The 12,462-nt window shown below is 60.8% G+C and carries 12 protein-coding genes; 5 read left to right on the plus strand and 7 right to left on the minus strand.

Features of this window, described 5'->3' with window-relative positions; translation table 11 throughout:
- Nucleotides 1–22 precede the first annotated feature (22 nt).
- Both IGS58_RS06370 and IGS58_RS29140 read right to left on the minus strand, forming a co-directional pair.
- Entirely contained in the window at nt 23–394 is a 372-nt protein-coding gene (locus IGS58_RS06370) for a hypothetical protein (RefSeq protein WP_034789122.1), read from the minus strand.
- A 96-nt stretch (nt 395–490) separates the two neighbouring features.
- Nucleotides 491–1,153 carry a TetR/AcrR family transcriptional regulator gene (locus IGS58_RS29140; RefSeq protein WP_070282084.1) on the minus strand — a complete coding sequence of 221 codons (663 nt, stop codon included), beginning with the start codon at nt 1,151–1,153 and terminating at the stop codon, nt 491–493.
- A 299-nt stretch (nt 1,154–1,452) separates the two neighbouring features.
- Here IGS58_RS29140 and IGS58_RS06380 point away from each other — a divergent pair, with 299 nt between their 5' ends.
- Together IGS58_RS06380 and IGS58_RS06385 are read left to right on the plus strand one after the other, a co-directional pair.
- Nucleotides 1,453–2,574 (plus strand): M14 family metallopeptidase, encoded by a 1,122-nt coding sequence (locus tag IGS58_RS06380; protein WP_034789119.1) that lies wholly within the window; start codon nt 1,453–1,455, stop codon nt 2,572–2,574.
- Nucleotides 2,575–2,586: 12 nt separating this feature from the next.
- Nucleotides 2,587–3,051 (plus strand): CYTH domain-containing protein, encoded by a 465-nt coding sequence (locus IGS58_RS06385; protein WP_230520902.1) that lies wholly within the window; start codon nt 2,587–2,589, stop codon nt 3,049–3,051.
- Nucleotides 3,052–3,223: 172 nt separating this feature from the next.
- On the opposite strand, the gene IGS58_RS06390 is transcribed toward IGS58_RS06385, so the two are convergent.
- The 5 genes from IGS58_RS06390 to IGS58_RS06410 all read right to left on the minus strand — a co-directional run bounded on the left by IGS58_RS06390 (nt 3,224) and on the right by IGS58_RS06410 (nt 10,173).
- Nucleotides 3,224–4,477 carry a DUF2863 family protein gene (locus IGS58_RS06390; protein WP_070254091.1) on the minus strand — a complete coding sequence of 418 codons (1,254 nt, stop codon included), beginning with the start codon at nt 4,475–4,477 and terminating at the stop codon, nt 3,224–3,226.
- Between the two features lie 213 nt (nt 4,478–4,690).
- Nucleotides 4,691–7,411 carry an aconitate hydratase AcnA gene (acnA, locus tag IGS58_RS06395; RefSeq protein WP_070254090.1) on the minus strand — a complete coding sequence of 907 codons (2,721 nt, stop codon included), beginning with the start codon at nt 7,409–7,411 and terminating at the stop codon, nt 4,691–4,693.
- A gap of 88 nt (nt 7,412–7,499) precedes the next feature.
- The gene (locus tag IGS58_RS06400) at nt 7,500–8,060 is read right to left on the minus strand and encodes a hypothetical protein (RefSeq protein ID WP_034789113.1); all 561 of its coding nucleotides are present in this window, start codon (nt 8,058–8,060) and stop codon (nt 7,500–7,502) included.
- A gap of 13 nt (nt 8,061–8,073) precedes the next feature.
- The gene (locus IGS58_RS06405) at nt 8,074–9,072 is read right to left on the minus strand and encodes an HpcH/HpaI aldolase/citrate lyase family protein (protein WP_034789112.1); all 999 of its coding nucleotides are present in this window, start codon (nt 9,070–9,072) and stop codon (nt 8,074–8,076) included.
- A gap of 111 nt (nt 9,073–9,183) precedes the next feature.
- Complete coding sequence (locus tag IGS58_RS06410; protein WP_034789110.1) at nt 9,184–10,173, minus strand: malate dehydrogenase; 990 nt, start codon at nt 10,171–10,173, stop codon at nt 9,184–9,186.
- 305 nt (nt 10,174–10,478) lie between these two features.
- Between IGS58_RS06410 and IGS58_RS06415 the strand changes: the two genes are divergently transcribed.
- From IGS58_RS06415 to sdhD, 3 genes are all read left to right on the plus strand, one after another.
- Nucleotides 10,479–11,366: a GntR family transcriptional regulator gene (locus tag IGS58_RS06415; RefSeq protein ID WP_081345455.1), complete on the plus strand. Its 888-nt coding sequence runs from the start codon at nt 10,479–10,481 to the stop codon at nt 11,364–11,366.
- 306 nt (nt 11,367–11,672) lie between these two features.
- On the plus strand, nt 11,673–12,095 hold the full coding sequence (sdhC, locus tag IGS58_RS06420; RefSeq protein ID WP_034789105.1) for a succinate dehydrogenase, cytochrome b556 subunit: 423 nt from the start codon (nt 11,673–11,675) through the stop codon (nt 12,093–12,095).
- A complete protein-coding gene (sdhD, locus tag IGS58_RS06425) occupies nt 12,095–12,460 on the plus strand; it encodes a succinate dehydrogenase, hydrophobic membrane anchor protein (RefSeq protein WP_034789102.1) in 366 nt (121 codons plus the stop codon). The genes sdhC and sdhD overlap by 1 nt, the downstream gene beginning before the upstream one ends.
- Nucleotides 12,461–12,462: the final 2 nt, after the last annotated feature.

Genomic DNA, 12,462 nt, shown 5'->3' on the forward strand with positions numbered 1-12,462 from the left:
GCGCCTGCCTTTTTGTTTTTCCTCAGTACATATGCAGCGCCTTGGCGCCCAAGCCCAGCAGGGCAAACGTGGTGGTGGCCTGTATCCCCATGAACCACAGGAAGTGGGTGTGCATGTGCTTGCGGATGTCGCCCAGTTCCGTGCGCAAGGCGTGGCAGTCGCCGCGCAAGTCGCCGCGAAACTGCGTCAGGTCGGCGCGCAGCAACTGCGATTCGTCGCGCAACTCCGTACGTACATTGTCGAGGCCGTCGCCAAGACGCTGTTCCAGGGTCTTGAACCATAGCCGGTCATGTTCCCGGTCCGTTTCCAGTTTTGTCAGGCGCGCTTCCATGCGTACAGCATTGTGCGGGCCTTGCTGTTTGTCAAGCTGGTCCGTGGCATAGGCTTCGTTCATCTCGCCCTCCTTCGCGCGAGCCGCGCTGCACCAGCGCAGGCGGCTTCACTCCACTGTCCGCCTTTTCTGTCGGGACGGTTTGCGCTGGATCAAACGTCAGGAAGCCGGTGCAAAGCGTAAACGGATGCCTGCCGTGACGACGGCCAGCAAGTCGTCGATATGCGCGTTCATTTCCGGGTGCGGCGTCCATGGGTCGCCCGCATCCATGACGATGCGCAGCGAGACGAGGCCGTGCAGCGATTGCCAGAAGATTTGCGTCATCGTGTGCAGCGCCGGCTCGTCCTGGCGCACCAGGCCCGCCTGCGCCAGTTCGCCGAACAGGTGCAGCGCATAGGCGTACGGATCCTGCTCGATATTGCCGTGTTCGACTTCGACGGCGTCGAGCTCCGCATGCGGACGCAGCTCCATGAAGATCAGCGAATATTCGTCGGGATGCTGGAAGCCGTACTCGATGTAGGCGCGGCCGACCAGGCGGATGCGTTCCCAAGGCTCAGTGCTGGCGGCGCAGGCCGTGCGCATGGCGCGCACCAGTTCCAGCAAGTCCTTGTCCATGGCCTGTGCGATCAGGGTGGCCTTATCGCGGAACAGGGCGTACACGACGGTGGTGGAAAAGCCGGCCGCCTCGGCTACCTTGCGGATGGAGACGGCGCGCGCGCCTCCTTTCTTGATGAGATCTTTGACGACGTCGATGATGTGCTCGCGCCGCGCCTGAGCCTCGCGTAACTTTCTTTCCTGGATATTAGTTAACTTCTTGTCCACGACTCTTTCCTGGCGACTCTATGAAAGCAAGAATTATAGGGGGGCGATTGAGCGCCAATGTGTCAGCGGCTGTTACAAATCAGTTTTTTGTCCGGTAGATGCAACAGCTGACCGATTTTTCGCGCTTTTGCCCGTCACTTTTCCATCGATGCCCCGGATTGGTGCATAAATCGCCTGGCCAGGCTTTGCGAACGGGCCCAAAGGGCGGAAAATAGCGGGATAGCTTACACTGCGTTTAGCGCAACGGCGCCAGCCCACGAGGCAACGCCGGAACACTTACATTCGGACGGGATCATTACATGACCATTAAAATCAGCCAGAACTTCGACTCGGGCGCCATCGACGTGGTGAGCGCCACCAGTGCCGGCGCCATCGACCTGAACTTGCGCAAGGATAGTCACGCGGACATCCACCAGTGGTTCCACTTCCGCCTGCAGGGCGCGCGTGGCCAGGCATGCACGATGCGTTTCCTGAACGCGGGCCAGGCCACCTATCCGGCCGGCTACGAAGACTACCAGGCCGTGGCCAGCTACGACAGCGAAAACTGGTTCCGCGTGCCGACCTCGTTCGATGGCCAGGTCATGACGATCTCGCACACGCCGGAACTCGACAGCGTGTATTACGCGTATTTCGAGCCGTATTCGTGGGAGCGCCATCTGCGCCTGCTGGGCGAAGTGGCCGAGCATCCGCTGGCGCGCGTATCCGACCTGGGCAGCACGGTCGACGGCCGCGACATGAACATGGTGACCATCGGCAATCCGCAGGCGGAAAAGAAGATCTGGGTCATCGCGCGCCAGCATCCGGGCGAATCGATGGCCGAATGGTTCGTCGAAGGCTTGATCGACTCGCTGCTGGACGACGCCAACCCGATCGCGCGCAAACTGCTGCAGCGCGCCGTGTTCCACATCGTGCCGAACATGAACCCGGACGGTTCCATCCGCGGCAACCTGCGCACGAATGCGGCAGGCGCCAACCTGAACCGCGAATGGATGACGCCTTCGCTGGAATCGAGCCCGGAAGTGCTGTGCGTGAAAAACAAGATCCATGAAACGGGCGTCGACATGTTTTTCGACATCCACGGCGACGAAGCGCTGCCGTACAACTTTGTGGCCGGCAATGAAATGCTGGAAAACTTCACGCCGGCGCAAGCGGCGCACCAGAAGGCCTTCATCGAGCGCTACAAGCAGGCCAGCCCCGACTTCCAGGACAAGTTCGGCTATGCGGCCAGCAAGTACAAATCGGACATGCTGACCCTGGCGTCGAAATACATCGGCCACCACTTCGGTTGCCTGGCGCTGACGCTGGAAATGCCATTCAAGGAAAACGCCGACTTGCCGGATCCGGCCGTCGGCTGGAACGGCGCGCGCAGCGCGGCCCTGGGCGCGGCCATGCTGCAGCCTATCCTGCTGTCGCTGGATTGAACGGCGTTGTTCATGGGTATCGAGATCGAGCGTAAATTTTTGCTTGCCGGCGACGCCTGGCGCGGCTTGGGCCAGGCGGTCCTGTTGCGCCAGGGCTATCTGTCGTCCGCGCGCGAGCGCGTGGTGCGCGTGCGCATCGAAGGCGAGCAGGCGATGCTGACCATCAAGGGCGCGAACGTGGGCGCGACGCGCGGCGAGTGGGAGTATCCGATTCCGCTGGCCGACGCGGCCGAACTGCTCGACGGCCTGTGCGAACAGCCGCTGATCGAAAAGGTCCGCCATCGTATCGAACATGCCGGCATGGTGTGGGAAATCGACGAGTTCCTGGGCGCGAATGCGGGCCTGGTGGTGGCCGAGATCGAACTGGCCTCGGAAGACCAGCCGTTCGAGAAGCCCGACTGGGTCGGCGCGGAAGTGTCGGGCGACGCGCGCTACTACAACGCGAATCTGATCCGCCACCCGTTTTCGCAGTGGTGACGAGGCGTCAAAAAGCTTGTTGAAATGAAAAAGGCGGAACCTCGGTTCCGCCTTTTTTTGCATCAGGGGTATGGTCGGATTACGCCGTACCGGCTAATCCGACCTACGGCCTATGCCAGCAGCGTAGGTCGGATTAGCGCGCAGCGCGTAATCCGACAACACCGTTACAGCATCAATGGAAGTGTTCCGTGCCTTGCGGCGTATCTTCCGGCATTTCCGCATGCGCCAGTTCGCCCACGGGATCGGCAAACAGGGGCGCGCCGCAATCGTCGCAGTATTCACCGACAAAACGTTCCGCGTGGCGCTTGATCTGCGTCACGCCGGCGGCGTTCAGGTGCTCGATGATTTCATCGACGGGCGTCTTTTGCTTGTCCAGCGCGGCGATGCCCACCTGGATCAGGCCTTCGATCGGCGTGCCATCCTCGTCTTCCTGGCCATATAAAGGCCAGACGATGCCGTAGATCACGTCCGGCGCCTGGCGCAGGGTGAAGGCGATGCGGTACTCGTCCACCTGGCCATCGGCCGCTTCCTCGCCGAAACCGGCGATCACGGCGCGCAGTTCCGACGGCTCGATGGCCAGCGTATGCGTCAGGTAGTGCACGGCGGCGCGCACGGAGACGGGACGGATCAGCTTGTCCGCTTCGCGGCAGGCCACGTAATACGCTTCCGGCAGCAGCAATTCCAGGCCGCAGCCGGGCAGCAGCCGGGCAATCGTCGGCGTGGCCTGCGTGCGCCATTGTTCCAGGGCGGCGCTGCGCTCGGCGATGAAGTCGAGCTGGCTGGCCGGCGTCTGCCAGCGGAACAGCGGTGCGCCAGCAGGGGCCACCACGGCCACCAGCAGGTAGCGCGTGTCGGCCAGGAAGGGCGCCGTTTCCGCCTCTTTGGCCGACGGCTTGACGGCCGTGCCTTTCAGGGCGGCCAGTGCCAGCTTCTGCGTCTTGGCATAGGTCTCGACGTGGCTGCGCGGCAGCTGGTCGATCGAATACAGGGTGGGCGCCATGGCCATCTTCGTGCCGTCGGCCAGCAGGTGGGCGGCGAAATGCGCCGACAGCACGCCGTGCGCGTCGCCGGCCATGGGACCGGAGGCGATGGAAAAGCGCGTCCACGCGAGGATGGGTACGGCGACCAGCAGGGCGTCGTAGCGCACGTCGTCATGTACGACGACGGTCGATTCGCTGACGGCTTCAACGCAGTCCATCAGCACGTCGTAGGCGTTCAAGTCTTCCTTGAACAGGCTGCCCAGGGTGTTGTCGATGGTGTCCTGGTGGCCGGTTTTGAGTAATTTCTGGAGCTGCGTATCCAGGCTGTGTTCCCAGGACCGCTCTTCGAGACGGCTGGCTGCCTGCACGATCGCCTGGGCAAAGGTGACCAGGCGCTGGCTGTCGGCAGTCAGTTTATGGGATGAATCTTTGGAAGGACGACGCATGGCGGGATAAGAGTCTCGGAAAGTGAAAAAAATGGATCAGTCAAACAATGATAAACCCTTATAACCGTATTGTAGAGGATTCAGCCGCACGCAATACGTAAGCTATCCTCAGATCATGCCAATAGTCGGAATTTCAAGTCGGAACGGGGCGCAGGGACGAAAAAAAGCGCCGGTCGGAACCGGCGCTTTTATCTTACCTCACAGCTGGGCTGATTACTCGGCCAGCAGTTGACGCAACACGAATGGCAGGATACCGCCATGCTTGTAGTAATCGACTTCGATCGGCGTATCGATGCGCAGCAGCACTTTTACGTCGACGCTGGTGCCGTCGGCGCGGTGGATCACCAGGGTGGCCAGTTGCTGTGGCTTGATTTCGCCTTCGAGGCCTTTCAGGTCGAAGGTTTCATTGCCGGTGATGCCCAGGGTTTGCACGCTGTCGTCGCCGATGAATTGCAGCGGCAACACGCCCATGCCCACCAGGTTCGAGCGGTGAATACGCTCGAACGAACGGGTGATCACGGCTTTCACGCCCAGCAGTTGCGTACCTTTTGCCGCCCAGTCGCGCGACGAGCCCGTACCGTACTCTTCGCCGCCGAAGACCATGGTTGGCGTGCCTTCAGCAACATATTTCATCGCTGCGTCGTAGATCGACATCTGTTCGCCGGAAGGCTGGTGAATCGTGATGCCGCCTTCGACCGCCGAACCGTCCGCCTTGGCAGGGATCATGCGGTTTTTGATACGCACGTTGGCGAACGTGCCGCGCATCATGATTTCATGGTTGCCGCGACGCGAGCCGTAGGAGTTGAAGTCCGCTTTCAGGACGCCGTTTTCCTTCAGCCACTTGCCTGCAGGACCGTTTTCCTGGATCGAGCCGGCTGGCGAGATGTGGTCCGTGGTGATGGAATCGCCGAACACGCCCAGTGCGCGCGCGCCTTCGATGCCGGTGGCCACTGCCGCTGGCGTCATCGAGAAGTTGTCGAAGAACGGTGGTTCCGCGATGTAGGTCGATTTCGGCCAGTTGTAGACTTGACCGGACACGGTCGTGACTTTTTCCCACAGCTTGCCTGGTGCGCCCTTGACGTCGGCGTAGTTGTCCTTGAACACCTTGGCGTTCATGGCGAATTTCATCATGGCCGAGACTTCAGCCGAGGTCGGCCAGATGTCGCCCAGGTAGATATCCTTGCCGCCCTTGCCCTTGCCGACAGGTTCCGTCATCAGGTCGCGCGTCATGTTGCCGGCGATGGCGTAAGCGACGACCAGCGGTGGCGAAGCCAGGAAGTTCGAGCGGATGTTCGGGTGAATACGCGCTTCGAAGTTGCGGTTGCCCGACAGTACGGCCGACGCGACGATGTCGTGCGTGGCGATGGCGGCGTTCAGCTCAGGCGTCAGGTCGCCCGCATTGCCGATACAGGTGGTGCAGCCGTAGGCGGTCACGCCGAAGCCCAGTTTTTCCAGGTATGGCAGCAGGCCGGCAGCGGTCAGGTACTCGGTCACGACGCGCGAGCCGGGGGCCAGCGAGGTCTTGATGTGCGGAGCGACTTTCAGGCCGGCTTCCACGGCTTTCTTGGCCAGCAGGCCGGCAGCCAGCATCACGCTCGGGTTCGAGGTGTTGGTGCACGAGGTGATCGCGGCGATCAGCACGTCGCCGTTCGACACTTTCACGCCGTTCGTCGTTTCGTACACGGCAGCCAGGTCGGCCGGGTTCTTGTTGAAGCCGTTTTCCGTGGTTGGCTTGGCGAACAGTTCGGCGAAGTTCGCCTTGACGTTGCCGATTTCGATACGGTCTTGCGGGCGCTTCGGGCCGGCCAGCGACGGAGCGACCGTGGCCAGGTTCAGTTCCACCACGCGGGTGTAGTCGATCTCGCCGGCTTTTGGCACGCCGAACAGGTTTTGCGCCTTGAAGTAGCCTTCGAACGCGGCGATTTCAGCCTTGCTGCGGCCGGTGCCCTTGAAGTAATCGATGGTGGCTTCGTCGACCGGGAAGAAGCCCATGGTGGCGCCGTATTCCGGTGCCATGTTGGCGATCGTCGCGCGGTCGGTCAGGGTCAGCGACTCGGTGCCTTCGCCGAAGAATTCGACGAACTTGCCGACGACTTTTTCTTTGCGCAGCAATTCGGTGATGGTCAGTACCAGGTCGGTTGCGGTGCAGCCTTCGCGCAGCGCGCCCGACAGGTTCACGCCGATGACGTCAGGCGTCAGGAAGTAGACCGGTTGGCCCAGCATGCCGGCTTCCGCCTCGATGCCGCCCACGCCCCAGCCGACCACGCCGATGCCGTTGATCATGGTGGTGTGCGAGTCGGTGCCGACCAGGGTGTCAGGGTAGTACACGTCGCCGGCTTTCTTGCCTGCGTGGTGCACGCCGCGCGCCAGGTATTCCAGGTTGACCTGGTGGACGATGCCGAAGCCTGGTGGCACGACGCCGAAGGTGTCGAATGCCTGCATGCCCCATTTCATGAACTGGTAGCGCTCGTTGTTACGCGAGAATTCCAGTTTCATGTTCAGGTCCAGCGCTTTCTTTTCGCGGTAGTGATCGATGGTCACCGAGTGGTCGACCACCAGGTCGACTGGTACCAGCGGTTCGATCTTCTTGGCATTGATGCCCATCTTGGCGGCCACGTTGCGCATGGCTGCCAGGTCGGCCAGCAGCGGTACGCCGGTGAAGTCTTGCAGCACGACGCGCGCCACTACGAACGGGATCTCGTCGGTGCGCTCGGCGGTCGGGCCCCAGCTCGCCAATTGCTTGACGTGTTCTTCGGTGACTTTTTTGCCGTCGCAGTTGCGCAATACCGATTCGAGCACGATGCGAATCGACACTGGCAGGCGGGAGACATTGATGCCCAGGCTTTTTTCCAGTGCAGGCAGGGAGTACAGCTTGCCCTTCTTGCTATCCGAAATATTAAAGTCCTTGAGCGTGTTCAGAGTGTTGCGGGACATGACCTCTCCTTGTTGGGTATCGTCTATTTATTGATTATTCAAATTACAAAACATGACTGAGCCCCCGAAGAGGCCCTTGCTACGCACATCAGCCGCCGGTGGCCGGCAGCACGCCCAGCGATGGCGCGGCTTCCACCACTGCCGCCGGCTTGGCTTGCTCTGCATCCTTGCATTCATTGGCCAGCTGGCGGCCCTGCTTGGAATCGAGCAGCATGCCTTTGGCCGGGATGCCGATCCAGACGAGACCGTATAAACGGTTCTCGAAGCGGTTGGCGCCGGTGGTGGTGCCAACGCGGCTCAGGCGGTGCAGGCGCTTCTTCCAGCGCAGGGCGATGTGTTTGTCGTCAGTAGCATTGGTGTAGATGGTAATTTTATTACCAAGTTCACAATTGAAATCGGTGGAGGCCGAACCCGCGGTGTCCGGCTCGTCGGACTCTTCTTTGTCGACCATGGACATGGCCAGCGGATGCGCTTCCTTGGCGGCAGCCTTTGCCTTGGTGGCCTTGGCTTTCGGCTTGGCCTTGGCTTTGACCGCCTTGGCGTTTGCCGCTTCCTTGGTATCCGTGGCGGCGAAGCTGGCTGGCGCCAGCGTGAGGGTCATGGCGCCCAGCGCGACGCTGCAGGCAATTGCTAATTTGGAGAGGGACATCGTGTAATTCCTGTCAGTTTTCAGTGGTGCTGGAAGAGGGGGCGTTGAGTAATGCGGCGGCCGCCTCGGGCAGGCCGAGGCCTGCCAGTTTGGCGCGTTGCAAAACGGTCCAATAATATCGGTAGCTGGCGCGGTCGTGCAAGCGGCCATTTTGCGCAATCGGTCCCCAATTGGCGCGCAGCGCTTCATTCAGGATGTTGCTGGCCTCGTTGACTTCGGACAGGCGCGGCGTGAAGGCCTTGATGATGGGCTTGATCTGGTCCGGGTGGATGCTCCACATGCGCGTGTAGCCGAACTCGGCTGTTGCGCGCTGGGCATCGTTGGCCACCACGGCCGAATCGCGCACGTCCGTCGTCACGTTGTGCGACGGCACCTTGCCGTGCGCATGGCAGGCGGCCGCCACTTCCAGCTTGGCGCGCACCACCAGCGGGTGCGTGAACTGGCCCGGCGTGCGCATGGCGGCGGCGGGAATGGCGCCGTAATGGGCCGAAACGAAATCCATGATGCCGAAGGACAGGCATTCGACCTGGGGCAGGGCGGCGATCGCATAGGCGTCGCGCAGCGCGCCATGCGTCTCGATCAGGATGTGCACGGGCAGGTTGTCGCGGCCGGCGCGGCGCGCGTGCAGGTTGATCAGGTCGATGGCCAGCATGGCATCCTGCACGCCGCCCACCTTGGGCACGGCGATGTAGGCCAGACGCGAGGCGGCGGTGCAGATGATTTCAACGTCGCGCGCGAAAAACGGGCTGTCGACGTCGTGCACGCGCACGCCGATGCGGTTGAACTGGTTCTCGTCGCTGGCCAGCAGGCCCGCGATCATCAGAGCGTGGGATTCTTCATTGCCGGCGCTGGCGCCGTCTTCGCAGTCGAACGTGATGTCGAACAGGGGACCAAGCTCTTGTTGCAAAGCAATCGATTTACGCATCAGCTTTTCAGAGCCGGCGTAGTGGTCGCAAGCGGCGAGCAACAGCGGCTGGCGTTTGCCTTGGAATAAAACCTCGGAAGGGTGCATGCTTAAGGCATTTCTGCAGGTAAAAACTACTTGATAAAACAGCCGCGCCGCGAATCTCGCAGGGCGGCCTTCTTTGGCGGGCGGCGCATTGCCGCGCCGCCAAAACTGGACTTAGGCCAGCAGGTGTTTCACGCCTTCGCGCTCTTCGGTCAGTTCTTTCAGGGTCAGGTTGATGCGCTCTTGCGAGAATGCATCGATTTCCAGACCTTGAACGATGGTGTACTCACCGTTGTCGGTGGTGACCGGGAATCCGAACACGGTGCCTTCAGGAATGCCATACGAGCCATCCGAAGGAACGCCCATGGTGGTCCACTTGCCGGCGGTGCCCAGCATCCAGTCATGGATGTGGTCGATGGCGGCGTTCGCTGCCGACGCTGCCGACGACAGGCCGCGCGCTTCGATGATGGCGGCGCCGCGCTTGCCGACGGTTGGCAGGAAGGTGTTGGCGTTCCATTCCTGGTCGTTGATCAGGTCTTTCACAGCCTTGCCGTTCACGGTGGCGAAGCGGTAGTCGGCGTACATCGTTGGCGAGTGGTTGCCCCAGACGGTCAGCTTCTCGATGTCTTTCACGGCGGTGCCGGTCTTGGCAGCGACTTGCGACAGCGCGCGGTTGTGGTCCAGGCGCAGCATGGCGGTGAAGTTTTTCGCTGGCAGCGATGGCGCCGATTTCATGGCGATGTAGGCGTTGGTGTTGGCAGGGTTGCCGACCACCAGCACTTTGACATTGCGCGAAGCGACGGCGTCGAGCGCCTTGCCTTGCACCGTGAAGATCTGGGCGTTCGCTTCCAGCAGGTCCTTGCGTTCCATGCCTGGGCCGCGCGGACGCGCGCCAACCAGTACGGCCACGTCGACATCCTTGAATGCGGTCAGCGGATCGGAGTGGGCGGTCATTTCCGTCAGCAGCGGGAATGCGCAGTCGTCGATTTCCATCATCACGCCCTTGAGCGCCTTCTGGGCTTTTTCGTCCGGGATTTCAAGCAGTTGCAAGATGACAGGCTGGTCTTTGCCGAGCATGTCGCCATTGGCGATGCGGAACAACAGGGCGTAGCCGATCTGGCCGGCGGCGCCGGTCACTGCAACACGCATTGGGGTTTTAGCCATGATGAATCTCCAAAAATGGGAAAGAAAACGGGCTTGAAGCTGGGCTTACGCTTATCCGGAAAAACTATAATGATACCAAAACCGGCCCGCGCCACCGAATTGCTGGTGTACGCTGCCGTCACGCTTGTGCTGCACGAGGCCAGAGTGGCTGGCCGACAACATAAAACGCTGGCTCACAAGTTTTATCGAGGGCAGTTTAGGCCCCTGATCTGCATCTGTCAATCATATCTTATGTCTTATATAAGACAGATAACTACGAGTCTTTTACTGGACGCGGGCAGTGATTTGTGTTGAAATGTCGGACTATGAATTCCGCCTCGTCCAATCTGACCAACAATGCCACTGCTGCAAGCGGGGCGGTCAGTCCGACCGCGGGCACCCCGGCCACGCCCGTTGCCGCAGCGGCCGGCACTGCCGCCACCCCTGTTGCCAGCGTGAATACCACTGCTGCCGTGGCCGCGCCTGCCGCGACTGCATCGCCCACCTTCAGTCCCCTGTACCAGCAGATCAAGGCGCTCATCACGCAAAGCCTGCAATCGGGCGAATGGAAGCCCGGCGAGCTCATTCCCAGCGAAGTCGAGCTGGCAGGGCGCTTCAAGGTCAGCCAGGGCACGGTGCGCAAGGCCATCGATGAACTGGCCGCCGAGAATCTCGTCATGCGGCGCCAGGGCAAGGGCACCTTCGTTTCCACCCACCATGAGGCGCGCGCGCATTTCCGCTTCCTGCGCCTGGTGCCGGACGAAGGCGTACCGCATTATCCTGAAAGCAAGTTTATCGAAGTCAAGCGCGTGCGCGCGCCAGCCGACGTGGCGCGCCTGATGGACCTGAAGTCCGGCGACGCCGTCATCTTCATCAAGCGCGTGCAGTATTTCGACGGCGTGCCGACCATCGTCGAAGAGCTGTGGCTGCCCGGCCTGATCTTCAAGGGTCTGACGGCCGAACGCCTGGTGGAATACAAGGGCCCCATGTACGGCCTGTTTGAAACGGAATTTGGCACGCGCATGATACGCGCGTCCGAACAGATCCGCGCCGTGTGCGCCGACGCAGGCGCCGCGCAATTGTTAAATATCGACCTCGGCACGCCCCTGCTCAGTTCCGAGCGCGTGTCGTTTACCTACGGCGACAAGCCGGTCGAACTGCGCCGGGGCCTGTACCTGACCAGTCGCCATCATTATCAGAATGAACTCAGCTGAAGCGGCGGGGCGCCCGTGGGCGTCCGAACAAGCAGCAAGGCTGAAGTGCATCGCTTGCAAGATGCCTGCCGCAAGGCGGGCAACGGAGACAACGGAAAGCGCAGCGACAGCATGGCCCGCCCCGGCGGGCCGTGTTTTGCCGGCGATTCTGTAATTAAATTACGTGAACTACGGAAAGTAGCGCGGTATTTTGTAGTAAAAAACCATTTTGGTTATATGTAACAATAGATATTGGTATCGGTTGCGAAAATCGGCGAAAATCGCGGCTTCAATATTTAGTTGAAATTCAAAGGGGAGGTTTTTGTTATGTCTGAAGCCGTAAGAGAAGTACCAAAAAAAGAACGGCCGCAATTCCGTAACATCCATGTTACCGAATTGTCGAACTACCGCATGGCGATCGGCGCCATCGTCTCGATCCTGCATCGTATCAGCGGCATCATCATTTTCGCCCTGCTGCCGTGCATCCTGTACATGCTGGAACTGAGCCTGCGTTCCGAAATGTCCTACGCCTACTTCCAGGGCATCGCCTCGCACTGGTTCGTCAAGCTGATCACGCTGGGTCTGGTCTGGGCCTTCCTGCATCACTTCTGCGCCGGCATCCGCCACTTGCTCATGGACGTGCACGTCGCCGCCGAGAAAGAGCCCGCGCGCAATACCGCCAAGTTCGTTCTGGTGATCAGCCTGGTACTGACCGCTCTGGTCGCTTTGAAACTGTTTGGAGTATTTTAATGGCAAACAATAACATCGGACCGAAACGCCTCGTCGTCGGCGCCCATTACGGCTTGCGCGACTGGCTGGCGCAACGCGTCACCGCCCTCGTCATGGTGGCCTACGTCGCCATCCTGCTGATCGCCTTCCTGACCGGCAGCAACTTCAGCTATGAAGGCTGGGCAGGATTGTTTGCACAGCAATGGTTCAAATTATTCAGCCTGGTGACGTTTGTCGCCCTGTTCTACCACGCATGGGTCGGCGTACGCAATATCTGGATGGACTACGTGAAAAGCGTTGGCCTCCGCATGACCCTGCAAATTGCCACCATGCTGTGGTTGATCGCTTGTGCCGGCTGGACGGTACAGATACTCTGGAGTGTGTAATC

Source organism: Janthinobacterium sp. EB271-G4-7A (assembly GCF_020858075.1).
Taxonomy (GTDB): Bacteria; Pseudomonadota; Gammaproteobacteria; order Burkholderiales; family Burkholderiaceae_D; genus Janthinobacterium; species Janthinobacterium lividum.

Excerpts from the sequence above, each read along its gene's own strand:
- IGS58_RS06370 (WP_034789122.1), bottom strand. The coding sequence starts at position 394 with ATGAACGAAGCCTATGCCACGGACCAGCTTGACAAACAGCAAGGCCCG.
- IGS58_RS06380 (WP_034789119.1), top strand. The coding sequence starts at position 1,453 with ATGACCATTAAAATCAGCCAGAACTTCGACTCGGGCGCCATCGACGTG.
- IGS58_RS06385 (WP_230520902.1), top strand. The coding sequence starts at position 2,587 with ATGGGTATCGAGATCGAGCGTAAATTTTTGCTTGCCGGCGACGCCTGG.
- IGS58_RS06390 (WP_070254091.1), bottom strand. The coding sequence starts at position 4,477 with ATGCGTCGTCCTTCCAAAGATTCATCCCATAAACTGACTGCCGACAGC.
- acnA (WP_070254090.1), bottom strand. The coding sequence starts at position 7,411 with ATGTCCCGCAACACTCTGAACACGCTCAAGGACTTTAATATTTCGGAT.
- IGS58_RS06400 (WP_034789113.1), bottom strand. The coding sequence starts at position 8,060 with ATGTCCCTCTCCAAATTAGCAATTGCCTGCAGCGTCGCGCTGGGCGCC.
- IGS58_RS06405 (WP_034789112.1), bottom strand. The coding sequence starts at position 9,072 with ATGCACCCTTCCGAGGTTTTATTCCAAGGCAAACGCCAGCCGCTGTTG.
- IGS58_RS06410 (WP_034789110.1), bottom strand. The coding sequence starts at position 10,173 with ATGGCTAAAACCCCAATGCGTGTTGCAGTGACCGGCGCCGCCGGCCAG.
- IGS58_RS06415 (WP_081345455.1), top strand. The coding sequence starts at position 10,479 with ATGAATTCCGCCTCGTCCAATCTGACCAACAATGCCACTGCTGCAAGC.
- sdhC (WP_034789105.1), top strand. The coding sequence starts at position 11,673 with ATGTCTGAAGCCGTAAGAGAAGTACCAAAAAAAGAACGGCCGCAATTC.
- sdhD (WP_034789102.1), top strand. The coding sequence starts at position 12,095 with ATGGCAAACAATAACATCGGACCGAAACGCCTCGTCGTCGGCGCCCAT.